24 protein-coding genes are annotated in these 25712 nt (G+C 51.6%); 10 read left to right on the top strand and 14 right to left on the bottom strand.

Annotation, left to right across the window (positions count from 1 at the left end):
• Positions 1-64: 64 nt before the first annotated feature.
• Entirely contained in the window at positions 65-271 is a 207-nt protein-coding gene (locus E8E00_RS01295; protein ID WP_069589637.1) for a DUF1107 domain-containing protein, read from the bottom strand.
• Between the two features lie 372 nt (positions 272-643).
• On the opposite strand from E8E00_RS01295, the gene E8E00_RS01290 reads away from it, so the two are divergent.
• The 7 genes from E8E00_RS01290 to E8E00_RS01260 all read left to right on the top strand — a co-directional run bounded on the left by E8E00_RS01290 (position 644) and on the right by E8E00_RS01260 (position 5980).
• On the top strand, positions 644-1201 hold the full coding sequence (locus tag E8E00_RS01290) for a YtfJ family protein (RefSeq protein ID WP_096630039.1): 558 nt from the start codon (positions 644-646) through the stop codon (positions 1199-1201).
• 96 nt (positions 1202-1297) lie between these two features.
• Entirely contained in the window at positions 1298-1585 is a 288-nt protein-coding gene (locus tag E8E00_RS01285) for a DUF2607 family protein (protein ID WP_096630042.1), read from the top strand.
• Between the two features lie 25 nt (positions 1586-1610).
• On the top strand, positions 1611-2339 hold the full coding sequence (locus E8E00_RS01280; protein ID WP_096630045.1) for a DUF2796 domain-containing protein: 729 nt from the start codon (positions 1611-1613) through the stop codon (positions 2337-2339).
• A gap of 40 nt (positions 2340-2379) precedes the next feature.
• On the top strand, positions 2380-3075 hold the full coding sequence (locus E8E00_RS01275) for an ABC transporter ATP-binding protein (protein WP_077455803.1): 696 nt from the start codon (positions 2380-2382) through the stop codon (positions 3073-3075).
• Entirely contained in the window at positions 3072-4337 is a 1266-nt protein-coding gene (locus E8E00_RS01270; RefSeq protein ID WP_096630048.1) for an ABC transporter permease, read from the top strand. Before E8E00_RS01275 ends, E8E00_RS01270 begins: the two co-directional genes overlap by 4 nt.
• 3 nt (positions 4338-4340) lie before the next feature.
• Entirely contained in the window at positions 4341-4838 is a 498-nt protein-coding gene (locus E8E00_RS01265) for a DUF3299 domain-containing protein (RefSeq protein WP_069589648.1), read from the top strand.
• 239 nt (positions 4839-5077) lie between these two features.
• Positions 5078-5980, top strand: a complete 903-nt coding sequence (locus E8E00_RS01260) for a TIGR03899 family protein (RefSeq protein ID WP_096630050.1) — start codon at positions 5078-5080, stop codon at positions 5978-5980.
• Here E8E00_RS01260 and cysC read toward each other — a convergent pair.
• Genes cysC through cysG form a run of 5 tightly spaced genes read right to left on the bottom strand, consistent with a single transcriptional unit; the run spans position 5977 to position 12166 of the window.
• A complete protein-coding gene (cysC, locus tag E8E00_RS01255; RefSeq protein ID WP_096630053.1) occupies positions 5977-6603 on the bottom strand; it encodes an adenylyl-sulfate kinase in 627 nt (208 codons plus the stop codon). The genes E8E00_RS01260 and cysC overlap by 4 nt on opposite strands.
• A gap of 34 nt (positions 6604-6637) precedes the next feature.
• Positions 6638-8380: an SLC13 family permease gene (locus E8E00_RS01250; protein ID WP_096630056.1), complete on the bottom strand. Its 1743-nt coding sequence runs from the start codon at positions 8378-8380 to the stop codon at positions 6638-6640.
• Positions 8381-8383: 3 nt separating this feature from the next.
• On the bottom strand, positions 8384-9808 hold the full coding sequence (gene cysN, locus E8E00_RS01245; protein WP_096630059.1) for a sulfate adenylyltransferase subunit CysN: 1425 nt from the start codon (positions 9806-9808) through the stop codon (positions 8384-8386).
• Positions 9809-9817: 9 nt separating this feature from the next.
• Complete coding sequence (cysD, locus tag E8E00_RS01240; RefSeq protein WP_077455796.1) at positions 9818-10726, bottom strand: sulfate adenylyltransferase subunit CysD; 909 nt, start codon at positions 10724-10726, stop codon at positions 9818-9820.
• A gap of 12 nt (positions 10727-10738) precedes the next feature.
• Positions 10739-12166 carry a siroheme synthase CysG gene (cysG, locus tag E8E00_RS01235; protein ID WP_096630061.1) on the bottom strand — a complete coding sequence of 476 codons (1428 nt, stop codon included), beginning with the start codon at positions 12164-12166 and terminating at the stop codon, positions 10739-10741.
• Between the two features lie 296 nt (positions 12167-12462).
• Here cysG and E8E00_RS01230 point away from each other — a divergent pair, with 296 nt between their 5' ends.
• Together E8E00_RS01230 and E8E00_RS17230 are read left to right on the top strand one after the other, a co-directional pair.
• A complete protein-coding gene (locus E8E00_RS01230) occupies positions 12463-14427 on the top strand; it encodes a bifunctional 2',3'-cyclic-nucleotide 2'-phosphodiesterase/3'-nucleotidase (RefSeq protein WP_096630064.1) in 1965 nt (654 codons plus the stop codon).
• A 78-nt stretch (positions 14428-14505) separates the two neighbouring features.
• Positions 14506-14958 carry a GNAT family N-acetyltransferase gene (locus tag E8E00_RS17230; protein WP_096630067.1) on the top strand — a complete coding sequence of 151 codons (453 nt, stop codon included), beginning with the start codon at positions 14506-14508 and terminating at the stop codon, positions 14956-14958.
• Between the two features lie 89 nt (positions 14959-15047).
• Here the strand turns inward: E8E00_RS17230 and E8E00_RS01225 are convergent, their stop codons facing one another.
• Entirely contained in the window at positions 15048-16679 is a 1632-nt protein-coding gene (locus E8E00_RS01225) for a methyl-accepting chemotaxis protein (protein ID WP_096630070.1), read from the bottom strand.
• A 371-nt stretch (positions 16680-17050) separates the two neighbouring features.
• Entirely contained in the window at positions 17051-17659 is a 609-nt protein-coding gene (locus E8E00_RS01220) for a LysM-like peptidoglycan-binding domain-containing protein (RefSeq protein ID WP_167314873.1), read from the bottom strand.
• Positions 17660-17784: 125 nt separating this feature from the next.
• On the opposite strand from E8E00_RS01220, the gene E8E00_RS01215 reads away from it, so the two are divergent.
• A complete protein-coding gene (locus E8E00_RS01215; RefSeq protein WP_069589667.1) occupies positions 17785-18405 on the top strand; it encodes an FKBP-type peptidyl-prolyl cis-trans isomerase in 621 nt (206 codons plus the stop codon).
• A gap of 47 nt (positions 18406-18452) precedes the next feature.
• Here the strand turns inward: E8E00_RS01215 and E8E00_RS01210 are convergent, their stop codons facing one another.
• The 6 genes from E8E00_RS01210 to E8E00_RS01185 form a co-directional block, all read right to left on the bottom strand.
• A complete protein-coding gene (locus E8E00_RS01210) occupies positions 18453-19280 on the bottom strand; it encodes a transporter substrate-binding domain-containing protein (RefSeq protein ID WP_096631524.1) in 828 nt (275 codons plus the stop codon).
• 198 nt (positions 19281-19478) lie between these two features.
• Positions 19479-20717 (bottom strand): alanine racemase, encoded by a 1239-nt coding sequence (alr, locus tag E8E00_RS01205; RefSeq protein WP_096630075.1) that lies wholly within the window; start codon positions 20715-20717, stop codon positions 19479-19481.
• 241 nt (positions 20718-20958) lie between these two features.
• Entirely contained in the window at positions 20959-21732 is a 774-nt protein-coding gene (locus E8E00_RS01200; RefSeq protein WP_096630078.1) for a phosphoadenylyl-sulfate reductase, read from the bottom strand.
• Positions 21725-23440, bottom strand: coding sequence for an assimilatory sulfite reductase (NADPH) hemoprotein subunit (cysI, locus tag E8E00_RS01195; RefSeq protein WP_096630081.1), 1716 nt, complete (start codon positions 23438-23440; stop codon positions 21725-21727). The genes E8E00_RS01200 and cysI overlap by 8 nt, the downstream gene beginning before the upstream one ends.
• Positions 23440-25245 carry an assimilatory sulfite reductase (NADPH) flavoprotein subunit gene (locus E8E00_RS01190; protein WP_096630085.1) on the bottom strand — a complete coding sequence of 602 codons (1806 nt, stop codon included), beginning with the start codon at positions 25243-25245 and terminating at the stop codon, positions 23440-23442. Before E8E00_RS01190 ends, cysI begins: the two co-directional genes overlap by 1 nt.
• Positions 25246-25400: 155 nt before the next feature.
• The gene (locus tag E8E00_RS01185; RefSeq protein ID WP_077456544.1) at positions 25401-25628 is read right to left on the bottom strand and encodes a thymidylate kinase; all 228 of its coding nucleotides are present in this window, start codon (positions 25626-25628) and stop codon (positions 25401-25403) included.
• Positions 25629-25712: the final 84 nt, after the last annotated feature.

Raw genomic sequence — 25712 nt, 5'->3', positions numbered from 1 at the left:
ACTGCTAAATGGCGAGGCATAAAAAAACACGTCCGTTTGGACGTGTTTTTCAGTGTGGCGATGTTTATGCGGTAATGGCCATGGCTTTAATTTCTTTATTCACCTCAGTCATCACCGACAGTGCACGTCTATCACTATGCCCGGGCGGCAGTAAACGTCCACCATCAAACTCAAACGCGCCTACACCTTCAATATAGAGTCGGCCCTTAAAAAATCGTTTCACATACCGCGCAATCTGGGTTGGCCGATATTGACGAAAGATTCTAAGCATAAGGATCCCTTTCTTGTTCTCAAAGTCTGTCTAAGCAGACCGAAACGGCAATTCATTTCTTTCACAGTCACGATGACCGTATGATATTGCCACCTTGGAGCGCCGAATATTATCTGGCAATCTCCGCGTATAAAGCTAAGCAAGCAAAGTGCCACCTCAATAAGATAGCAATCACAGCATTAGAGCCTGCTAGCAAACAGAAGTTCCCGATTTAGATAAATACGTTTTGCAGCGCAAGTTCGATCGACGCAGAAAAGTCCGATCTTGCGCACGGATTAACCTTTGCCACTTGGCACAACTCACCGTCTGGCGTAACCATAGATAACTTGGCACCTGATGCCAAATAATGACCACAGACATGGATGATAAAGAATGAAAAAGACCACCCTACTTGCTCTCACCTTTGCGCTATTCACAGGCACCACTTGGGCGCATACGATCCAAAATGGTGCACCTTTACCTTCAGCCAAAGTCGCCGAGCACGGCGAGCTGACCTTGAATGGCGACGATATTGTTTATCAAGCTTGGCAAACCGAACAATTGCCGGGCAAAGTACGCGTGATCCAAGCCATCGCCGGACGCAGCAGCGCCAAAGAAATGAATGCCCCCTTGATGGAAGCCATCACCGCCGCAGACTTTGACGACTCTCGCTACCAAACCACCACCATCATTAATCAAGATGATGCGATTTGGGGCACCGGCGGTTTTGTCAAATCGTCGGCGGAAGACAGTAAGCGAGATTTTAGTTGGTCCTCAATTGTGCTCGACGAAAACGGCAATGTCGCACAGGCGTGGCGCTTAAAAGAAGAAAGCTCGCTGATCGCGGTACTCGACGACCAAGGCACGGTGCGTTTTGTCAAAGAGGGCAAATTAAGTCCCGACGAAGTGAACCAAGTGATTAGCTTAGTGACTCAACTGGTCAATCAATAGTGCCATGCGCGGGCAAAGCCCGCGTTTTTCAGCACTTGGCGTCGATGGTTATAATTGTTATGTTATTACATTACTTTTGAAGGTGTGGATGCCTGCATGACTCGGCCATTGATCGTCCATTTGCTGTTGATTGTCATACTCAGCCAATCTGGGCTGTGGGCGCGTCATCACCTCGATACCTTCACGCCCACACATCACAGCGAACATTGCAGCCTCTGTCATTTGGCGCCTCCCGCACTGATCGCGTATGCGGTCTCAGCGCCTGCCCCCACTTATGTCGTCAACGAGATTATTGCACTCTCAAAGCCAGCTCAGGCTTACCACATCGCCATTGCCTTTTCGGCACGCGACCCACCTAGTCGAATAAATACCGCAATGATTTAACCCATTTATTCACTAGGAGAACCCAATGAAAACGCGTTTTTTACCCAATGTTATCGCCATGGCTATCGCAACCGCGTCCACAGCCACATTTGCTGACGAAGCCAACTATCAGTCGTTCGATGCCCATGTGCACGGTGAAGTCACCGCAAGTCTTGCCCAAGATGGTGAGCGTGTGCTAATTGAACTGACCGCACCAGGCCATGATGTGGTTGGGTTTGAGCACCATCCTAAAAACGCCAAGGATCAGCAAACGCTCGAAGATGCTTATGCACTGCTGCGTGATGGCGGGAAACGCTTCCAGCTTGCTGAAGCGGCGAATTGCCAGCTGGTCGACGTCAAGGTAACGAGCAGCTTTGAAGACCATGACCACAAGCATGAGCATGAGCATGAGCATGAGCATGAGCATGAGCACAATAGCATTCACGGTGAAGATGGCGAAGATGGCCACGCCCATCGTGACGGTCGCGATGGCCGAGACGGCAAAGATACTCATCATGAGGATCATGGTGACCATCATGATCACGACAAGCATGGTGATCACCATGACGATCATCATGGGCATGATCACGGTAACCACAACACCTTATCGGCAAACTACCAATTCGTTTGCCAAAACCCGCAAGCTTTCACCGAATTGCAAACTGATTGGTTTAGCCTATTCCCCAACACAGAAACCATCAAAATTCAGGCCTTTACTGATGACAAGGTCTGGGTCGAAACCTTGAATCGTGCCAAGTCGCACATCCAGTGGTAGTGAACAAGGAGGCGGGGCGCATCCAGCGCCCCTGTCAGGCATGATAACCATCGAACAACTACGTTTTACTTGGCCAGCTCAGCCGCAACCGATCTTAGATATCGATAGCTTTGCGGTCGGTGAGGGCGAGCATGTATTTTTAAAAGGCCCCAGTGGCAGCGGGAAATCCACGCTACTGAGCCTGATTGCAGGCATTCATACCCCACAATCGGGAACACTGACGGTCAATCATCAAGCGCTTACCGCACTGAATGATCGCCAACGGGATCAGTTCCGTGCTAACCATATTGGTTATATTTTTCAGCAATTTAATCTGCTTCCCTATTTATCGGTGATTGATAATGTCACCGTCCCGCTGCGCTTTTCTCACACGCGGCGTCAGGCACTTAGCCAACCGGCACACCAAGAGGCCGCCTATCTACTCGATAAGCTTGGTCTTCCCGCACACTGTTACCATCAGCCGGTGACTGCGCTGAGTATCGGCCAGCAACAGCGGGTCGCAGCGGCACGGGCATTAATTGGGGCACCAGCGTTAATTATCGCTGACGAACCGACCTCTGCGCTTGATGCGGACACCCGCAATACCTTTATTCAGTTGCTTCAAGACCGCTGCCGAGAAGCCAACAGCAGCTTATTGTTTGTCAGCCATGACAGCCAATTGGCGCCCTTATTTGACCGCGATGTCTCGCTTCCCGCGCTTAATCGTGCCATACATCGCGAGGAGGCTAACCAATGATTTCACTGTTAGGATTGGCAGGGCAAAGCCTCAAGAATCGCCGCGCCACCGCACTGCTTTCTTTACTGACCGTCACCATTGCCGTGGTGCTCTTGCTCGGGGTGGAAAAAGTGCGCACCCAAGCCAAAGCCAGCTTTGCCAATACCATCTCCAACACCGATTTAATTGTCGGCGCCCGCTCCGGTCCGATCAATTTACTGCTCTATTCCGTGTTTCGCATCGGTAACGCTACCAACAATATCGGCTGGGACAGTTACCAGCGCCTTAATGAGCATCCGGATGTGAGTTGGACCATTCCCATTTCACTGGGGGACTCTCACCGTGGCTTTCGCGTGGTCGGCACCACCAATGACTACTTTGACCATTACCAATATGGTCAAAAACAACCACTGGCCTTTCGCCAAGGCGGGCCATTTTCCGGCTTGTTTGATACCGTGATTGGTGCCCAAGTGGCGAAAGAGCTGGGATACAAGATGGGCGATAGTCTGGTCATTGCCCATGGACTGGCCGACAAAGGCTTTAATCAGCATGACAACCTGCCCTTTACGGTCACTGGGATCTTGGCACCCACAGGCACCCCTGTCGACCGTAGCGTGCATGTGTCGCTCGAGGCCATCGAAGCGATTCATGTTGGCTGGGAAAGTGGCGCACGACTCGGCCAAGGCCTGACCCAAGCGCAAGCGCAAGCGCAACAGCGCGAGTTGCAACCGGAGCAACTCACCGCCGTGATGGTGGGCTTGAAAAGTAAAATCAAAACCTTCGCTGTCCAACGTTGGGTCAACACCTATCCACGCGAACCGTTAACCGCCATCATGCCTGGCATTGCCTTGCACGAGCTATGGGGCATGATGCGAGTTGGCGAACAAGCCCTGCTGGTGATCTCTGGCTTTGTGGCCGTCGCGGGGCTGTTGGGTATGCTCTCAAGCCTGCTCACTAGCTTGAACGAACGTCGACGAGAAATGGCAATCTTACGTGCGATGGGCGCGCGCCCTTTGCATATTATTTTGCTTTTGGTCAGTGAGGCGGTCGCGATCACCCTTGCGGGAATCGTCGTTGGCGTGCTCCTACTTTATGGTGGACTCGCGCTGGCGCAGCCCTATATTCTCAGTGAATTTGGCTTGTTCTTGCCACTCGACTGGCCGTCTTCTTACGAGCTATCACTGATGGCCGGTGTATTGGTCGCTGGCTTTATCGTGGGATTAATTCCGGCTTGGCGCGCCTACCGACAGGCGCTCGCCGATGGCATGACAATTAAGGTATAACAGATGAAAAAACGAATAATGCTCGGGCTTATTGCCTTACTGAGCGGTGTGTTGAGCTCGCCTTCGTGGGCGAGCAATGAACCACTCAAACTGGATTGGATTGATTTGGTTCCTGAGCACGAACGTGCTCAATTCGATAGTCGGGGTATGCCAGAAATCAATCACGACGGTGAAAACCCGCAAAGCTTGGTTGGCTCGGTTCGCCCAGAGCTCAACAACAGCCAAGTCAAAATTCCCGGCTTTGTGATCCCACTGGAAGGCGACGATAAAGTGGTCACGGAATTCCTGCTTGTGCCCTTTCTTGGCGCCTGTATTCATGTTCCACCCCCACCCCCGAATCAGATAATTTATGTAAAGTTTGCTGGCGGTGCGCCGATTCAACAGTTATGGGATGTGGTTTATGTCGAAGGCACGCTGAAAACCGAACATGTCAGCCATGACTTGGCAGAAGTGGGTTATGTGCTACAAGGCACACAATTAACTGACTACGACGACGAATAAATCCCTATCAATCAGTGAGCCCGATCGGCGCACACGATATTGTCAGGCAATATAATGAGACAAGATCGCCAGTGCGCCTATGTACACGGCAATCAACAGCAGATTGATGGGGTTGAGTTTTTGCTTACGCACACGCATCCCTACACTTGATTGTTAACGCTCATAATGTTAACAAATTTAATCTTTAATTAACATATTTGCCAGCATTAAATTTTGCTGACAATCAGTGTGAGACGCGCATGGCAGAGCAAGACAAACCCGTAGTCATCGATGCCCATCCCGATAAACGGCAACATCAGGAACATAATTGTAAAGAAGACGCCGATCTTCGCGGCAGTAAAGGGCGGCTAAAAGCGATTGCCAGTGAGTATCACGTCGATGCGCGCCTGCAAGAGGTCGAACAGGAAGATCTCGCTCATCGCAGTGCCAACCGCCAGCGTCATGTGATGCAAAAGCAGCAGGCTAATCTCGAAGCCATCATCGCCCTCACCTACGATCAATGTCACAGCGAAACCGCCCACACTCCCGACCCTGATTGGCTGGTTCGCTTTTTCGATTTAGCCCGTAATATTCACGGCCACGCGATGCAGCAATTGTGGGCGAAAATCCTCAAACAAGAAATGCTCCGCCCCGGCAGCACCTCGATTAAAGCCCTGACCATTCTCGAAACCATGACGCAACGTGAAGCGCAAGCACTGCAACGCGCTTGTGCCTTATCCAGCACGTTTGGGCAAGACAGCACCAAAAAGCTAGTCACCGGTTTTCGCCGCCGCCAAGGCTTGGTGCAACTGCTACGCCCAGAGCCGCCCCATAAGCTTTCGCTGGGGCACTATCAACTGTCTTATACCGACTTAATGTTATTGATGGACTTGGGGCTCATCCTGCGCACTGAGCTCGAATCCGGCGTGATTGAAATGCAACCAGCGATGCCGTTTAAACTGCAAGACACCCAATACATGCTTACCCCGCTCCACAAAGGGATGCGTCTTTATTACTACCGCTTTAGTCCCACCGGCCATGAGCTAGCAAAACTGGTCGGTAAACGCGTGCATCCCGATTACCACCACGCCATTTGTGAATTACTCGCCGAAGGCTTTGAGATGCACAGCGATGTGGGTGAGACGGTCAACACTCACGCTTAATCTGACGGGCGCAACACCCCGCGCTCACGCAGTACGTGAAGACAGGTCGCCACATGCTCGGCGACGCTGTGATCACCGCTTAAATGGATCGCCGGTGTTTGCGGTGGTTCATACTCTGACGATATGCCGGTAAACGCAGGGATCTCGCCGGCACGTGCCTTTTTGTACAGCCCTTTGGGGTCGCGCTGCTCACACACCGCCAGCGGCGTATCGACAAAGACTTCAATAAACTGACCCTCTGGCAAACGCTCGCGCACCATCTCTCGCTCAGCGCGAAACGGTGAGATAAAGGCACTCAAAACGATCAGGCCCGCATCGGTCATCAACTTGGCCACTTCACCAATCCGACGAATATTCTCGCGCCTGTCTTGATCGGAAAAACCCAGATCGCGACATAGGCCATGGCGAATATTATCGCCATCTAGCAAATAGGTATGGTGCCCTTCGGCGACCAAGGCCGCCTCAAGCGCGCCAGCGATGGTCGATTTACCCGAGCCAGACAAGCCAGTAAACCAAAGCACGACAGGTTGCTGCTGTTTTTGTTCGCTGCGCTGAGCTTGGTCAACATGATGTTGATGCCAGATCACATTGGGATCGGTTGGCGCAGATACAGTGTCAGTCATGAAAGTCTCCGCTATTTCGTTGGCCACGCCATGATTAAGGGGCCACCGACGTTAAAGGAAAAACAATCGGTAACAGGGTGAGCACCACTGCGGAATACACCACAGATAATGGCAGCCCCAGACGCAAATAATCACGTAGCTGGTAATTGCCCACGCTGTATACCAATAAATTGGTTTGATACCCGTAAGGGGAAATAAAACTGGCACTGGCGCCAAACAGCACTGCCATCACAAAAGGCATAGGATCAACCCCATACCCTAGCGCCAAGCTATAGCCCAGCGGGAAAGCCAGCGCCGCCGCGGCATTGTTGGTGATAAGCTCGGTCAGTAACAAGGTCAGCAAGTACACAGCCACCAGCGCCCCTATCGCGCCCCCTGCGCTAAAGGTCGCCATAAACCAATCACTAAAGCGTGCCGACAGCCCTGACGCCAACATCAGTTGTGCCAATGTCAGCGCCGCGCCGACAATCACCACCACTTCAACCGGAAAGCGGCGTTGTAAATCGTGCAAAGAGATAATGCCGGTGACCAGCAACACCACCAAGTACGCCGCTAAGCCATTCAGCAGTGGCATCGGAGTGAGCAAGGCGGCGCCAATCACCGCGACAAATCCCGCCAGTACCGCAACGCTTTTACGCTCGGAAAGACGGGTACTGGCTTCCAAACCATTAAAGAGCACGAATTCACGCCGTAACGCTTGGCTGTCTTGGCGAAAGGTTTTGCCCGGCACCAACACCAGCGTATCGCCGGCATGCAAAGGAATATTGCCCAACCCACCGTCGAGTTTTTCATGGCCGCGGCGAATTGCGACCACCACGGCATCAAAGGTCTCTCGAAATCGGGCAGCTTTGAGGGTTTTGCCACAAATGCTGGCGCTGTGGCTCACCACCACCTCAATCAAGTTTTGTCCATCAATGTGATGCTGGCCGAACAGGGTCAAGCCAGGGATCTCTTGCAAGGTCGCGACACTTTCCACATCGCCGGCAAACTGCAACTTGTCACCAGCCAATAACGGCGTATCCGGACACACAGGCGCAATAACGCCGTCTTGACGATGAATTTCGGCCAAGTACAAGCGGCGTAGTGCCCGCAAGCCATTGTCTGCGACACTGCGACCGCATAAGGGGGAGTCGGCGGCCAACCGTGCTTCGAGCACATAGGGCAAGCTCTCTTCTTGTTCACCATCATGGCGTGGCAACCGATAGCTAAACGGAATTAATACCAATAGCCCTGCCACCAATGCAGCAGCACCAATGACCGTTGGGGTGAAAAAGCCCAAACTGGGTAAACCCGCTCGCTCAACAAAGCTGTTCACAATGAGATTGGTGGACGTGCCAATCAGGGTTAGGGTGCCGCCGAGAATGGCGCTATATGACAATGGGATCAAAAGCTGTGAGGGTGAGTGACGTCGGTTGCGCTTGATCGCGCCAATCATGGACACCACTACCGCGGTGTTATTGACCAGCGCCGATAGCAGCGCACTTGAGATACCTAATTTCGCAATCACGGTGGGGAGTGCGCCGTGCGACGCCTGCTGCGCAACCCAGCTGGTTAAATGGGTTTTTTCCAACGCACAAGAAACCAAAACCAGCAATACCAAGGTCAGCAGCGATTGCGCGGTAAAGTTCGCCGTCAGCGCTTCAACCGAGGTAAGCCCGGTTTGGAACGCCACAAACGCGGCCCCCGCAAACAAGAGTACAGGCTTTATACGGGTGAGCACCAAGCCGGCGACAATCGCCACCAGCAAGGTGAGTACCGTGGTTTCTTGCCAGCTCATCGTTTACCCCAGTTGGCGTAGATCCCGCGCTTGCCAATGCGGAAAGTGCTTGCGGATCAACTGGTTTAACTCAAGTTCAAACGCTGAGAACGACGAGGTGGTTTGCGGCTGCGCTTCCGCCACATGACGGATCATGCCCGCGCCAACCGTCACATTGGTGAGGCGATCAATCAGGATAAAGCCACCGGTATTCGGGCTATCGTGATAGGTATCCAGCGGCACCGCTTCGCTCAGGGTCAAGGTGCAACGACCAATGCCATTGAGCGGCAAGGTGTCTGCGTCATGAGTGTTAAGCGTATTAACATCGACCCCATAGGACAGTGCCTCAACCTGCGCCGAGGTTTTCTTGCTAGCCAACTTAATGTCGTATTCGCGCCCCGGTGCCAGTGGAGTTTGCGTCATCCACACCACATCGGCGTCAAATCGTTGACCCACCGCCACGTCATCATCCGCTCGCACCAAGAGATCGCCACGCGAGATATCAATTTCTCTATCTAAAGTGAGGGTGACCGCTTGACCGCTGAAGGCAAATTCACGATCACCGTCAAAGGTGACTATTCGCGCGACCTTCGCGGTAAGCCCAGAGGGGAGTACCTTAACCTCATCGCCCACATGCAACTCGCCACTGGCAAGGGTGCCTGCATAGCCACGGAAGTTCAGATCCGGTCGATTGACATACTGCACCGGAAAACGGAACGCACCCGTCCCGCGCGATTTTTCAATGTCGATGGCTTCTAGCTGGCTGAGCAGCGGCTCGCCTTGATACCACGCCATCGCGTCACTGGCATTGACCACGTTGTCGCCTTCGAGTGCCGACAAGGGCACCATAGACACTGACAAGCCAGGGTTGAGCTGATCGGCAAACGCCAGATACTGCTCTTGAATTTCATTAAACCGGGCTTGGCTATATGCCACCAAGTCCATTTTGTTCACCGCCACCACAAAATGCTGAATACCCAGCAAGTTAGCGATATACGAGTGGCGACGAGTCTGATCCAAGATGCCGTGGCGCGCGTCAATTAAGATCACCGCCACATCACAGGTCGACGCACCGGTGGCCATATTACGGGTGTACTGCTCATGGCCGGGGGTATCGGCGATGATAAACTTGCGCTTGGAGGTGGAGAAATAGCGATACGCCACATCAATGGTGATCCCCTGCTCGCGCTCGGCTTGTAGGCCGTCTACCAATAGCGCCAGATCCGGTTTCTCGCCCGTGGTGCCAACACGCTGGCTATCGGCATGGACAGCAGCCAGCTGATCTTCATAGATCTGCTGTGAGTCGTGCAGCAAGCGGCCAATCAAAGTCGACTTACCATCATCGACAGAGCCACAGGTCAAAAAGCGCAATAAACTTTTGTGTTGATGCTGTTGCAGATAACCCTCAATACCCAGATCGGCCACCTGTTGTTGAATTGCTGGATTCATGACTGCTCCTTAGAAATAACCCTGACGCTTTTTGCGCTCCATGGATCCGGACTGATCGTGGTCGATCGCCCGTCCTTGGCGTTCACTTGAGGTAGCGACCAACATCTCTTCGATGATCTCTGGCAAGGTGGTCGCGGTAGATTCAATCGCCCCGGTAAGCGGGTAGCAGCCTAGGGTGCGAAAACGCACCGATTTATGAGTCACGGTTTCCTCAGGCCCAATCGGCATCCGCGCATCATCCACCATGTACAAGGTGCCATCGCGTTCTACCACTGGGCGCTCGGCCGCTAAATAAAGCGGAACAATGTCGATATTTTCCAGATAGATGTATTGCCAGATATCGAGCTCAGTCCAGTTGGAGAGCGGAAACACACGAATACTCTCGCCCGGATTCACTTGACCGTTATAGTTGCGCCACAGCTCTGGCCGTTGGTTTTTCGGATCCCAGCGATGGTTCTTATCGCGGAACGAATAGACACGCTCTTTGGCGCGGGATTTTTCTTCGTCCCGACGCGCGCCGCCAAATGCCGCATCAAACTTATGCTGATCCAGCGCCTGCTTCAGCGCTTGGGTTTTCATGATATCGGTGTGCTTATCGGAGCCGTGATCAAAAGGATTGATCCCCTGAGCCATCCCTTCTGGATTTTTGTGCACAATCAGATCTAGCCCCAGCTCTTTAGCGGTGCGATCGCGAAAGGCAATCATGTCGCGAAACTTCCAGTCGGTATCGACATGCAACAGTGGAAACGGGATCTTTCCGGGGTAAAAAGCTTTGCGCGCCAAGTGCAGCATCACTGACGAGTCTTTGCCAATCGAATACAGCATCACGGGGTTATCAAACTCCGCCGCGACTTCCCGCAGTATATGAATGCTCTCGGCTTCTAACTGCTGGAGGTGAGTGAGTGTTTTTGCATCCATCCTAACTATCCTTTAAGCGAAGTTAACCACAGCGGTGGGGGCTTGCGTGGGATCGGCATCGCGTACCGCGCGCCCCTCGCCAAACCATGTTAGCTGACCGGCAAGTGCCGCCACTTCACCCACCACGATCAGCGCGGGCGACGCAGCTTGTTCCGCCAGCGACGGTAAGTTGTTGAGTTGACCGGTAAAGACTTTCTGCTCCGGACGCGTGCCGTTTTCAATCACCGCCACAGGGGTGTCCGGCGATCTACCGTGAGCAATCAGTTGGCTTTGAATATGGGCCGACTTCATCAAGCCCATATAGATCACCAAGGTCTGACGCGGGCGGGCTAACGTCGCCCACTCCAAGGTGTCTTGTTCTTTTTTCAAATGACCGGTAATAAACAGCGCGGTCTGGGCATGATCGCGATGGGTGAGCGGAATACCGGCATAGGCCGTCGCCCCTGCCGCCGCAGTGATCCCGGGTACCACTTGAAACGAGACACCCGCGTTGGCAAGGGTTTGTAATTCCTCACCACCACGGCCAAACATGAAAGGATCGCCCCCTTTTAAGCGCACCACCCGTTTTCCGGCTTGAGCATGCTCGACCAACAGACGATTAATGTCGTCTTGGCTAACACTGTGGTAGCTCGCCCGTTTGCCCACACAAATCAGCTCCGCATCTCGGCGGCACAGCTCCATAATCGGTTCAGCAACCAAGTAGTCGTAAAGCACCACATCGGCTTGCTGCATTAATTGCAACGCGCGCAAGGTCAATAGACCTGGATCCCCAGGCCCGGCGCCAATCAACGCCACTTCGCCTTGGGTGGTGATTTGTCCACTAAGCTGCTCCAGCGCCTGCTCGGCTTGCTGGTGTTTACCCGCCGCGACTAAATCGGCAAACCGCCCACTAAAAGCGGCCTCCCAGAATTTGCGCCGGCCCGTTAAGGTCGGAATGCGCGCTTTCAGTTTGTCGCGAAATGCACCCGCCATTGCCGCCATCTTGCCAATATGCTGAGGCACCAGGGTTTCAATTTTTTCACGCAGCATCCGCGCCAATACCGGAGCTTTGCCGCCCGATGAGATGGCAATAATAATGGGGGAGCGATCAACCAAAGAGGGGACAATAAAGCTGCATTTAGGGGTGTCATCAACGACATTGACCAAGATATTGCGGCTATCAGCGGCAGTGGAGACCAGCTCATTGACGAGGGCATTGTCAGTCGCCGCAATCGCCAGCATCTTTCCGTCCAGATGTTCGGGACGAAACGCCTCACGCAATACCGTCAGCTTTCCTTGCGCTTGCGCCTCCGCAATTTCACGGTCGACGTCAGGGGCAACCACAGTGACGGCCGCGCCCACCTTGAGCAACATGCGCGTTTTGCGCCATGCGACTTCGCCGCCACCTACCACGAGGCAAGGACGCTGTTTAAGCTGAGCAAAGAGGGGGAGATAATCCATGATCGCGCATTCCCTTGATGACAATGCAGCCACTATATCGCCCAGCAACTATTACCTGAAATTCTATAAATTCATTTTTTATTCTTTTTTGTGCTTAATAGTCGCGTACTTATCCGCTTAAAACCCTGACGTCCATATACCACGCAATGATGACGGTCTCAAAATGCCGCTTTCCTCAACACTCAACTCCGACAAAATGACAGAAGCCGATCAAGACCACAGCTTTTGTCATAATGTAAGTTGCATAATGGCGCCGCTTGATACCTGACGCACACTTTTTTACTGGAGACTTTGTTATGCGTTTGATGCCTTCTGCGGTCGCTACAGCGGTAGTTGCCGGCCTGCTTGCTGCCTCTGGCAGTGCCTTTGCCGACACCGTTAACCTACGTGTGATTGAAACTACCGACATTCACACCAACGTGATGGACTACGACTACTACAAAAACAAGCCCTCGCAAAAAATCGGCTTGGTCCGCGCCGCCACTGTGGTGAAACAAGCGCGTGATGAGGCACAAAATGCCCTTTTGGTCGATAATGGCGACCTGTTGCAAGGCAGCCCAATGGGCGATTACATGGCCAGCAAAGGTATCAAACCCGGTGAGGTGCACCCTGTATATAAAGCGATGAACTTGCTCGATTATGAAGTGGGTAACATCGGTAACCATGAGTTCAACTACGGCTTAGCGTTCTTAAAAGAGTCGATTAATGACGCCAACTTCCCGTATATCAACGCCAACGTGTTTGATGCAGAGACTGGCGAGCATTACTTTGATCCGTATTTAATTAAAGAATACCAACTCAAAGATGAAGACGGTGACAGCCACACCATAAAAGTCGGTTACATTGGCTTTGTCCCGCCTCAGATCATGACGTGGGATAAAGCCAACCTTGAAGGCAAAGTCATTGCCAAAGACATTAAGCAAACCGCTGAAAAGCTTGTTCCAGAGATGAAAGCCAAAGGCGCGGACGTAGTGGTCGCTATTCCACACTCTGGCGTCTCTCAAGCACCCTATAAAGCGATGGCTGAAGACTCTGTCTATTACCTCTCAGAAGTCGATGGCATTGACGCGATTGCCTTTGGTCACTCACACGCGGTATTCCCAAGCGATGATTTTGCCAATATTCCCGGTGCCGATATTGAAAAGGGCACCATCAATGGCGTGGCCAGTGTGATGGCCGGTCGCTGGGGTAGCCATGTCGGCGTGATAGATTTGAAGCTCGAGCAAGTCGATGGTCAGTGGCAAGTGGTGGATAGTGAAGCGCATGCTCGCCCGATCTTTGACCGGGCCAGCGGAAAAGCGTTGGTCGATGCCGATAAAGCCCTGCTCAACGCCGTTGAAAAAGACCACAATGCCACTCGTGAGTTCGTTAATCAGCCAATTGGCAAAGCCAATGATGTGATGTACTCCTATTTGGCTTTGCTCCAAGACGACCCCACCGTACAGATTGTTAACTTGGCACAGCAAGACTATGTCGAGCGTATGATCCAAGGCGATCCCGACTTAGCAGAACTGCCGGTACTGTCTGCTGCTGCGCCTTTTAAGGCCGGTGGTCGCAAAAACGATCCGAGCAACTTTACCGAAGTGGAAGCCGGCCAACTGACCTTCCGTAACGCCGCCGATCTTTACCTGTATCCAAATACCTTGGTCGCACTGAAAGTATCTGGCGCCGAACTCACCCAATGGCTGGAGTGCAGCGCCGGCCAATTTAACCAAATCAATCCCAATGCGAAGCAGCCCCAGACGCTTGTGAACTGGGACGGATTCCGTACTTACAACTTTGATGTGATTGACGGGGTAGAGTATCAAATTGATATTACTCAACCTGCTCGTTACGACGGCGATTGTAATGAAGTGAATCCAGACGCATCACGGATCGTCAATCTCACCTATCAAGGCAAACCGGTTGACCCCGAGCAAACCTTCTTGGTCGCCACCAACAACTATCGCGCTTATGGGGCGAAGTTCCCGGGCACCGGCAGCGATCATATTGCCTTTGCCGCGCCGGATGAAAACCGCACCGTGGTCGCCAACTACATCAGCCGCGTGAGTGATGATAAAGGCCAAGTCACGGTGAGTGCTGACAACAACTGGTCCATCGCCCCAATAAAAGGCGATGCCATCGTGCACTTTGAAACCTCACCCAGCGAGAAAGCCGCGCAGTTTATTGAGCAAAAAGGCCGCTGGGCGATGACGAAAGCCGGTAAAGATGACGTTGGCTTCGCGGTCTATCGCGTCGATTTAAGCCAACCTCGCCAATAAATAGCCTGCACAATAAATAGTCTTTGAATACCGCAGCTTGTCTGCGGTATTTTTTATCTTTAATCAGGAGGACGTCGTATGGAATGGCAACGGGCAACCTTTGACACACTGGATACTCGCACTTTATTCACATTGATGAAATTGCGTATCGATGTGTTTGTGGTCGAGCAGGCGTGTGCTTACCCAGAGCTAGACACACATGATACCGCACCAGACACCGTGCATTTACTGGGCTGGCTGAATGGTGAGCTAGCCGCTTATGCCCGTATTCTTGCTCCGGGCGCGAGTTACTCTGGAAGCAGTATTGGCCGCGTGATCATTGCCCCCCCACATCGCAGCGGACAATGGGGGCATCAGCTCATCCGCCAAGCCATTCAAATATGCCAACAGCAATGGCCCGAGCAAGACATCGAAATAGGCGCTCAAGCTCACCTACAACACTTTTACCAAAAGCATGGTTTTGTGGCCTTTTCCGAGCCCTATTTGGAAGATGGGATCCCACATATTGATATGCGCCTTTCCACTCCATAAAAAAATCCCGCGACAGTGCGCGGGATTTTATGTCTAGGCAAATAACAAGCGTGTTGAGTTCAGCTGTTTTTTTGCGAGCGTCCGTGGCGTTATTTGGTCAAACGGAAACGCTGCATGGTGCTTTGCAGTGAGTGCGCCAACTGGCTGAGCTCGCTACACGCTTGCGCGGTTTGATCCGCACCACCCGCCACTTCTTGTGACGAATCGTTGATGCGCTCAATGTTGCGGCTTAGCTCATCGGCAACCGAGTCTTGCTCACCACAAGCACTCGCAATCTGCATGCCCATATCGGCAATGTTCTCAACCGATGTTTCGATGCCACGGATCAATTGCTGCGCTTGGCTACCTTGCTCCACACACTGCTCAATACTCTCACGGCTTTGAGTGGTGGCATCGCGCGCTTGGGTCGCGAATTGCTGGAGCTTCTCGATAATTTCAGTAATTTCACCCGTCGAGTCTTGGGTACGGCCAGCCAGTGTGCGGACTTCATCGGCTACCACCGCAAAGCCGCGGCCAGACTCACCGGCACGCGCCGCTTCGATCGCCGCATTCAGTGCCAATAAGTTAGTTTGCTCGGCGATATCACGAATAACATCCACCACAACGTTGATTTGCTTCGACTGCTGGTCCAACTCGTTGACTGTGTCACCCGTTTTACGCATGTCTTCTGCCACTTTGGTGATAGCTCCCACCATACTGTCAACATCACGTCCGCCGAGGCGCGCCTGCTCACTGGCTTCGTTAGCCGCGGTCGACGAGCTTTCGGTATTCTGCGCAACATCCGCGACAGTGGCTTTCATTTGCGCCATCGCAGTAGCAACTTGTGAAATCTCATGTTGCTGACTTTGCATGCCGCTTGAAGTTTGGCTAGACACCGCACTCACTTCTTCGACCGCACTGCTTAGCTGGGTCACCGCGGCAATCACTTCTTCAATCAGCGTGCGCAGGCTATCTTGCATAGCAATACTCGAATCTGCCAACTGCCCCATTTCATCGTTACCGATTTGGCTACGATCTAACTGGTAAGTCAGGTCGCCCTTGGCAATCGCAGAGGATTGTTCCATCACTAAGCGCAATGGATTAATAATCGCGCGGGTGAACACCACCGCAACCAAAATCATAAAGGCGATCACCGCAAGCAGTACCCCGATAATGGTCATGCTCACCGTCGACACTTGATTGAGCATCGTGGTGCGGTTTGAGGTGATAAAGCCTTGTGTTAGCTTTGACATCTCTTTCAGCGCAGCATCTAGCTTTAAGAAGGTGTTAAATGAGTTTGACAGAATGCTTTGTGCCTCTGACAGCTGACCATTTTCAACGAGAGACGGGAAGTTTTTCAGCTCTTCGTTGTATTTAGCCCAGTTATTTTGAATTCGCGTAAAAATGGCTCTTTCATTGTCGTACCAAAGCGTCTGTTCGTAGGCATCAAGATCTTGGCTGTATTGACGTTTCATCGCTTGCAAGTCATTGGAAATCTCGCGACGTCGATTCATATCATCGAAAGTTAGAACGGCGTACTGATCTTGACGAATACGAATAATTTCTTCGCTCAAACGCTCAAGTTCTAATACCGCAGGTAGGGTATCGTCAGTAAAGTTCAGCATATTATCGCGCATACCGCTCACTTGGGTAAAAATGTAAAACCCAAAGATCGCGACAGCGACACCAATCAGGGAAAAAGCCGCAGTAAACTTTTTACCAATAGATAAATTCTTCAACATGGAAAAGCGAGTCCTCAACAGATTTATGGTTAGCGTGTCAATGCCTGGACATCCATGTTGAGGCGGCTTACGTGTATCCCCTACACAGCCGGCGCGAATATTAGCACAAAATTTCACCAAAGTGTGACATAAAACTCATTATTTTCTGAAAAAGTATGTCATACACGCTGGTCAAATTCGCAGGCACGGTCGCGTAATTTAGCGAATAATCGCTAAAAACCTCCAAATCACAGCATAAACCCAGCCATATTGACTTATTTATTAAAAAATAGATGAAAAAAACGCCAACGGCGAATTTATCGGCACAGAAGTTTAAAAAATAAACAATAAGGAAAGCGTAGGCACGGTGACCCCGTGCCTGAAAAGAAGGACTAGCGTTGGCGCGCAAAGCCTCCATCCGATAAACGGAAATACAATACGGACTGACCTGCCTGCGTTTCCACTTGAAGAATGTCGAGCGCACCACTGTCGGTGCGCTTAAACCGAATCCATTGACCCGGCTGGATACGGCTAATGGGTTTTCCTTCGCCTTCAATATTGGCAATCGCGTAAAGATCGGTCAGCGCCAAGTCATTATCGCGAAACACCTTAGCAAGCGTATCTCCTTGCTCAATTTGGTGACTGACCCAGTCATTTTCCGGCGTGGAAGGTTGTGATGCCTCCGGCTGCGAGCTGTCTGTCGACGTAGCACTGCGTTTGGGTTGAGCCTGAGTATCAATCGCCACAGAACGCCGTTCCTGAGGCTGCGCGGTCGTTTCAGTCGAGGACGGTGCAGGCAATAGGCTTAGGACTAACACCAAAGGGAACAACACCATTAATAATCGTTGGTGCAAACGAGGTAGGCGAAGCCAAGCGTGGCGTACTGTGCGTACCCATGCCATGTCTTGCCACTGCCCTTTTCTACTGGATGAAGAAGCGAGCATTCGTCCCCATCTCACGCACCAATCTTTAAATTGTGTACGCATTGCTGTTAACTTCATTGCCACTCCGCGCATATTTTGATGTTTTACCCTCATATTGGACGCCTTTTGCGTACAAAAGTTTACCCACGAAACCATCACCTGTTATCCTTTCACACTTTATTCACGCAAAAAAGAGAGACGTTATGTCTGACGTACAACTAGAAACCGTCGAGCAAAAAGCAAGCTATGGCATCGGCCTGCAAATGGGTCAACAACTGGCAGGCAGTGGTCTTGAAGGCCTACAAGTCGATGCGATTGCTAAAGGCATCAGCACGGCACTGGCTGGCGAAATGCCAGAAATCGAAATTGACGACATCAATAACGCCCTACGCGAGCTTCACACAAAAGCAGAAGAAGTTCGTCAAGAAGCTGCAAAAGCACAAGCGGCTGAAGGCGATGCCTTCTTAGCGGATAACGCAAAGCGTGATGAAGTGACCGTGACCGAATCTGGCCTCCAGTACGAAGTGCTAGTAAAAGGTGACGGTGAGATCCCAACCAGCGATAAACAAGTGCGTGTTCACTATCACGGTCAATTGATCGATGGCACTGTATTTGATAGCTCAGTAACGCGTGGCGAACCTGTTGAGTTCCCTGTGACTGGCGTGATCAAAGGTTGGGTTGAAGCTCTACAAATGATGCCTGTGGGCTCAAAGTGGAAACTCTACATCCCACAAGACCTTGCCTATGGTGAGCGTGGTGCTGGCGCCGCTATCCCACCATTTGCGGCACTGGTATTTGAAGTCGAGCTGCTAGATATCCTGTAAGGATAGGGCGGTTTCTATTGCAAAGCGATGCATCTGGCATCGCTTTTTTATTGGCGTTGGCACAGTTGTGATGTAGCGATCCCATCTGGATATTGCGCTTCACGGTAACCATATTTTTTTACCCGCTCTAACATCTGTTGGCTCCCCATATACTCGGCTTGCGCCTCATCAAATTGCTCCAAAAACGCATTATCTTCTTTACGAAAACCAATACCGATATAGTGCCCTGTTTGGCTCGTCGCTCTCGCCGGATCACTCACAGAGAGACTATCGGGTGCCTGTTTAGCAAGGTATAACGCCGTGAAATATGGTACCGCTCCTACTTCAGCACGCCCCTCTTTCACGGCGGAAAGAATTTCAGCAGGCCCGGGGACTTGAATAATCAAAGACTCGCTGAGTCCCGCATCACGCGCCGAGTTGGTCATGTTGTATCCCACCCCCGTCACCAAACGCGCGCTTTCACGTACAACGTCTGGATAATCATGAATATCTTTGGGGTTACCTTTCGGCACAATAAAGGCGTCGCGAAAGCGCCCTATAGGCTCAGAAAATGCAATTTTCTGACAACGACTGCTAAGGATATACATCCCGCCGGTGATGATATCAAATCGCTTCGCGCGCAAACCGGGAATTAATCCGCCCCATTCAGTGAAAACAGGCTCGATATGGTTGATCCCCATGTGATTCAATATATCGATGGTATAGTCATTAATCAGCCCAGTAGGTTTGCCATCACTGTCCAAGTAAGCCCAAGGCTTTTCATTCGCAAACCCTAAGCGCACAGGTTTCCCCGCTTCGATTCGTGCGTTTAGCGTCTCAGCAGACACAGAGCTAATCAAAAGCAGACTGGCGATGATAATGACGATTTGGCGCATGGTGCGTCCTTGAGACCCTTCACGGTCAATCAGTGATGATATAATGTTAGTAAAAACCAACATCTCGCCTTAAAAACTAAGCACACAATGGCTAAAAACGCCAACCTATCCGTCCCCACGATTGCGACAACGCGGTGCAGGTTCGCAACATGGATTCAGAGATAAAAAAGCCCGGCTCGGGCCGGGCTTAGGTTGAGATTATTGCACGTACTCACGTGGGTTGACTGCGCCCCACCAGCTGTAGATTTCTGGGAAGATCACATCCGCGTTGCTTTCGTACTCCACCGCCCCAATGGTTTCATCGCCTTGCTGGCCGAATAGCACCACTTCATCATTCGGTGTCACTTGATCAGCAATATCTGTGACATCCACCATAATGGTATTCATCGATGAAACTCCAACCACAGGCACGCGATGGCCTTTGATCAACACATCGGCATTGTTCCCCATTTTACGCGGGAACCCATCCGAGTAGCCGACCGGCAAATTGGCAAGAATAGAATCACGCTCGACCGTGTAGGTGCTGTCATACCCCACAGTGCTGCCCGCTGGTAAATGGTGTAAAGACGCGACCTTGGTCTTGAAGCTCATGATCGGCGGGAACTCGCGATTGGTTGGTTGATCGCCGTAAAGCACGCCGCCGGGACGGACCATATCAAAATGGCCTTCTGGTACGTTCAAGGTCACGAAAGAGTTGGCGGCATGGATTAGCACGTCTTCACGCTTTAAGTTGGCCTGTTCAATCAACCAATCGCTGTTCGACTTAAACTGCCCCAGCTTACTACGCACGTACTTGGCACTGTAATTTGGGAAGTGCGTCATTATGCCAACCACGTTGAATCTCGGATCAGTCGCAATCTCCATCGCAAGTTGCTTGCCATACTCCGATTCCATCTCGATGCCGTTTCGACCCATGCCTCCGGCGTTAAAAGCCATATGTACAGGGATGACAATATCGTGCTTGTCGGCAAGTTCACGCATTTGTTCTGCTTGCTCGGCCGAGCCTACAAGCTCTTGCATGTTTAACGCCAAACCACTTTCCATTTCTTGTAATGTGGCAGTCCGTACTCGCATGATCTCACCAGTGAAGCCGCCTTCACGTAGCGTGCGCGCTTCCTCGTTACTGGCAATACCCACGCAATCAATGCCATTAGCGATAACCACAGGTAGGAGACCCGCAATTCCATTGCCATACGCATCTGCCTTCATCACCACACACATTTTGGTGCCATCAGAAAGCTGTTGCTGAACACGTTGAATATTGTCATTAAAAGTGGCGGTGTTCACTTCCAGCCAACCATTGCCATGGCCCATATAACGCGAGCTGCTGGTGTCTGTGGTCGGTGTGGTTGACGAGGAATAATCAAGAAAGGCTGGTGCGCCAACCGCAACGACACCCGCTACGGCAAGGGCGACTAAAGAGAGTTTTTTGTTCATAAGCTTCACTGTTTGTCACGTGGGTTCGGCGTCCGTGACGTGTGTGGAGGGACATAATCCTTCCTTCGCTTCCTGATTGCGCGCGCAATTTATATCACAGAAAGCATCACGGTTGATGGATAACTCAATAAAAAAGATAGACAAACACCGTCGTTTGAACAAAAAAAAGCGCCACTTCAATTCGTGACGCCTGTAAGTGACGCCTGTAAGTGACGCCTGTCCGTCACACAGAGCAATACGGCTAAATACCAGCCCCATCGTTGACATCATCTTCGTGCAGACCACATTCTCGTTTCAGGCCGAAAAAGCGGGTTTGCTCCTCGCTCATGCCGGGCTCTAACCGCTGAGTGGTATGCACATCGCCCACGGAGACATAACCTTGCTCCCACAAAGGATGGTAAGGCAAATCATGCTCGGTCAAATAAGCGTGCACCTGTTTATTGCTCCAATCCACCACAGGCAAAAACTTAAATACACCATGCTGCACGCTTAAAATGGGTAAATGCGCACGCGATTGCGATTGTCCGTGACGCAACCCTGAGAACCATGTACCGACATTAAGCTCGGTCAATGCTCGCTTCATCGGCGCCACTTTATTGATCTGATTATAGCGAGTGATCCCCTCAACCCCCTGCTCCCACAATTTGCCATAGCGGGCTTCTTGCCATGCTGGGCTCAATTCAGAACGGTAGACGTTGAGATTGAGCTTTAAACGTGCCTGCAGGTGATCAATAAATTGGTAGGTTTCTTGGAATAAGTAGCCAGTGTCGGTCAGGATCACCGGAATGTCCGGCTTCACCTGACTGACCATATGCAGCATCAATGCAGCTTGTATCCCAAAGCTGGAGGACAGCACAAACTGTCCGTCCAGATGTTCCAACGCCCAGCGAATGCGCTGCTGCGCGGTGTACTGCTCGAGCTCAGCGTTAATTTCAGCCAGCGCAAGCGTCTGCTGACTTTTATTCATCGCCACCAGATCGGCGCGGGTCAGCGCAGAATAAACCGTATCAGGCATAGAAGTCCCTCTTCGATACATGTACAGGTGCAATCACGTCGGTACGAATCAAGAAATCACCAAAATGCTCGCCTTCTTGACGTTCGCGTGCCCAGCGGCCAATCAAGGTATCTAACTCGGCCAAGATTTCTTGGTCGGTGATATTTTCTTTGTACATTTTGGGAATACGTGTGCCTTCCCAGTTGCCTCCCAAGTGCAGGTTATAGCGGCCGGGCGCTTTGCCAACTAACCCTACTTCCGACAACATGGCGCGACCACAACCGTTCGGGCAACCGGTGACACGCAGAACAATCGGATCATCTTGCACTTGATGCTTTTGCTGAATTTTCTCTACTTGCGTAACAAAATCCGGCAAAAAGCGCTCCGCTTCGGCCATCGCCAACGGACAGGTTGGGAAAGAGACACAGGCCATCGAATTGGTGCGCTGTACACTGTGCGCATCATCAATCAGACGGTAGCGGCGAGCGAGCGCCTCTATTTGGTCTTTTTGCGCTTCAGGGATCCCAGCAATAATCAAATTCTGGTTGGCTGTCATCCGAAAGTCGCCTTGGTGCACCTTAGCAATCTCAGCCATCCCGGTTTTTAGCGGCTTTTCTGGCGTATCACGTAAACGGCCATTTTCAATAAACAGCGCCAAATGGTATTTACCATCAATGCCTTTGGTCCAGCCTAGGCGATCGCCACGCCCGGTAAAAGTATAAGGCCGGCTTGGTGCAAAGCTAACGCCAGCACGCTTTTCCACTTCCGCTTTAAACGTCTCCACACCGACGCGGTCAAGGGTATACTTGGTTTTGGCATTCTTACGGTTCGAGCGGTTCCCCCAGTCTCGTTGGATCGTCACCACAGCCTCTGCAATCTTCAACGTATGCTCAAGGGGTATAAAACCGAAATCATCCGCGCGGCGTGGATAGGTGCTGGTGTCACCATGGGTCATGGCAAGCCCGCCACCGACCAGAACATTAAACCCAACCAGTTGATCCTTCTCAGCAATGGCAACAAAGTTCAGGTCATTGGCGTGCACATCCACATCATTTTGCGGGGGGATCACCACCGTGGTTTTGAACTTACGTGGTAGATAACGCTTACCTAAAATCGGCTCATCATCTTGCTTACCTTCCACTTTTTCGCCATCCAGCCAAATCTCCGCGTAAGCACGTGTTTTAGGCAGTAAATGTTCACTGATCCGCTTGGCCCAATCGTACGCTTGCTGATGAAGTTCAGACTCAACAGGGTTCGAGGTACACAGGACATTACGGTTTACATCCCCCGCGGTGGCAATCGCATCAATCCCATATTTGTTCAAGGTTTGATGCATCATCTTGATATTGGGTTTCAATACACCATGAAACTGAAACGTTTGACGGGTGGTCAAACGGATACTGCCGTACAGGGTATTTTCTTTAGCAAATCGGTCGATAGCCAGCCACTGCTCGGGGGAGATGATCCCCCCCGGCATCCGGGCACGCAGCATCACATTGTGTAACGGCTCAAGCTTTTGTTTTTGTCGCTCAGCACGAATATCGCGATCGTCTTGCTGGTACATACCGTGGAAACGGATCAACTGAAAGTTGTCATCCGTAAAGCCGCCAGTGATCGGGTTGGTAAGATCCTCACTGATGGTGCCACGTAAGAAGTTACTGTCATCTTTTAATCGCTCGTTATCGGCGAGGGGCCCCAGTGTGTCGCCCGCAAATTTTTGCTCACTCATTAGTACACATCCCTTTGATAGCGCTTATCTTTGCGCAATTCATTAATAAAGGTCTCAGCGTCTTCTCGGCTCAACTGACCTTGGTGCTGGGCAATGTGAATCAGGGCATCATGCACATCTTTTGCCATGCGATTCGCATCCCCACAGACATACACATACGCGCCGTTTGACAACCACTGCCATACCTCACTAGCGCGTTCGAGTAATCGGTGCTGCACATACACTTTTTCTGCTTGGTCACGGCTAAATGCCACATCCATGCGAGTCAGCAGACCGGATTTCAAGTACTGCTGCCATTCAACTTGATAGAGGAAATCATCGGTGAAGGTGCGATCGCCAAAGAACAGCCAATTATCGCCGCTGGCTTCTCGCTGCTCTCGCTCTTGCAAGAAAGCCCGGAATGGCGCAATACCCGTGCCAGGGCCAATCATGATGATGGGCGTATCGTCATTGTCGGGAAGTTTGAAGTTATCGTTGTGCTCAACAAATACTTTGACCGAGCCAATAGCGTCTGCCCGTTGGGTTAAAAAGCCCGAGGCACCACCTTGACGCAAAGCACCTTGCGCCTGTTCATAGGCCACCAAGCCGACAGTCAGGTGAACTTCGTCTTCCACTTCCGCTTGGCTTGACGCGATGGAATACAGCCGTGGCGTCAGACGACGTAACACCGACTGCAGTTGCTCTGCATGTAACTGCACGTCAGCAAGGCTCAGCACATCAATCACTTGGGTTTGATTGGCATAATCACGAAGCGTCGCTTTGTCTTCGGTGAGCGCGGTTAATGCATCATTTTCAGTCAACGCCGCGAGCGCTACGATTTGTTGCGGGTTAGAGACGGTAATTTCATAGTGCTCAATCAAGGCCTCGCGAATTGAGACAGCACGCCCGTCAATCTCAATGCTCTCGTCACCGTTCAAGCCGACACGCGCCAAAATCGCATCCGCCAACTCTGGGTCGTTTTGGTACCACACACCGAATGCATCGCCGGGCTGATACTGGATCCCTGAATCCCCTAAATCGAATTCAAGGTGATAAACGGCTTTATCTGAGCCTCGACCAGTAATTCGCTGGCAGGTGAGTAGTTCCGCCTCATAAGGCGATTGTTTGGTATATGCGCTGGTTGCCGCTGCTGTTTGACGAATCGGCACCACTTGCGCATCACCACTTGCCTGAAAGTGCTGCTTCACTTCCGCTAAGGTTTGATCTCGCCACGCGCTCGCGGTAGCTTCATAATCCACATCACAATCAAGGCGCGCCACCATCGGCTTAGCGCCCAGTTTTTGCAAAAAGGTGTCAAAGTCTTTTCCGGTTTGACAGAAGTACTCATAACTCGAATCGCCCAGACTCAACACGGCATAATGAAGATGGTCGAGCTTGGGCGCCTTTTTCGATTGCAAAAACTCATGCAGGGCAATGGCGTTATCAGGCGGCTCGCCCTCGCCATTGGTTGATGCCACGATCACCACATGGCTCTCTTTGCTAAGCTGCTTGCCTTTATAGTTATCTGCAGCCACCAGCTTTGCAGGGATCCCTGCCGCTTGTGCATCGTGATGCAGCGCTTCTGCCACGCCTTTAGCATTACCGGTTTGCGAGGCGTAAATAATGGTTAAGGTATGATTCGGGCTGGCTTGGGCGTCAGCATTGGGAGACGCAGCCGTGGCGGTGGGTGATTGGCTCAGTCCCCAAAAATAGCCACTGATCCAGGCCAGCTGCTGAGGTGACAGTTCAGCCACCGCTTGCTGCAACTGGCCGATCTGCTGATCGTTCAGCGGGCTAGTCAGCCCAGAGAGTTCCTTAAGTAACATGGTGACGACATTCCTTGCTTACATTGCGTGAATGCTAGCGTAACCGCACCAATTAATAACAAGAAAGAATAGATACGAATGTTTTATAACTTTTAGTAAGAAGAGAGGCGCACAAAGGCGGGTGTTGATGCGCTTCAACACAGAGGTGTGACGGGTCAATCCGCGATGCGAACTTGGTCAAACCCGATTTGTAATGCGTTTAGCGTGGCTTGGTCAATATCGGCGAAGCACTGCTCAATGCCTTCCGCATCGGTCAACGCCATAATACCGCCACCCGTGTGGCGACATTCCACGACCCAACCTTCACTGTCTAATGAAGGCTCCACCATCACCTCAACCAGCAGCTTTTGGTGGTATAAGGCACGTAATTGCTCGGCTGTCATCGTTATTCTGCCTACCTACTTGCTCACTTATTGAGCTTAGTATCAGATAAGCAGGCTCGCCAGATCCGGCCAGACAGCCTTGGG

This window comes from Salinivibrio sp. YCSC6, assembly GCF_004916735.1.
Classification (GTDB): Bacteria; Pseudomonadota; Gammaproteobacteria; order Enterobacterales; family Vibrionaceae; genus Salinivibrio; species Salinivibrio proteolyticus.
This window is presented reverse-complemented; position numbering and strand designations above follow the sequence as displayed.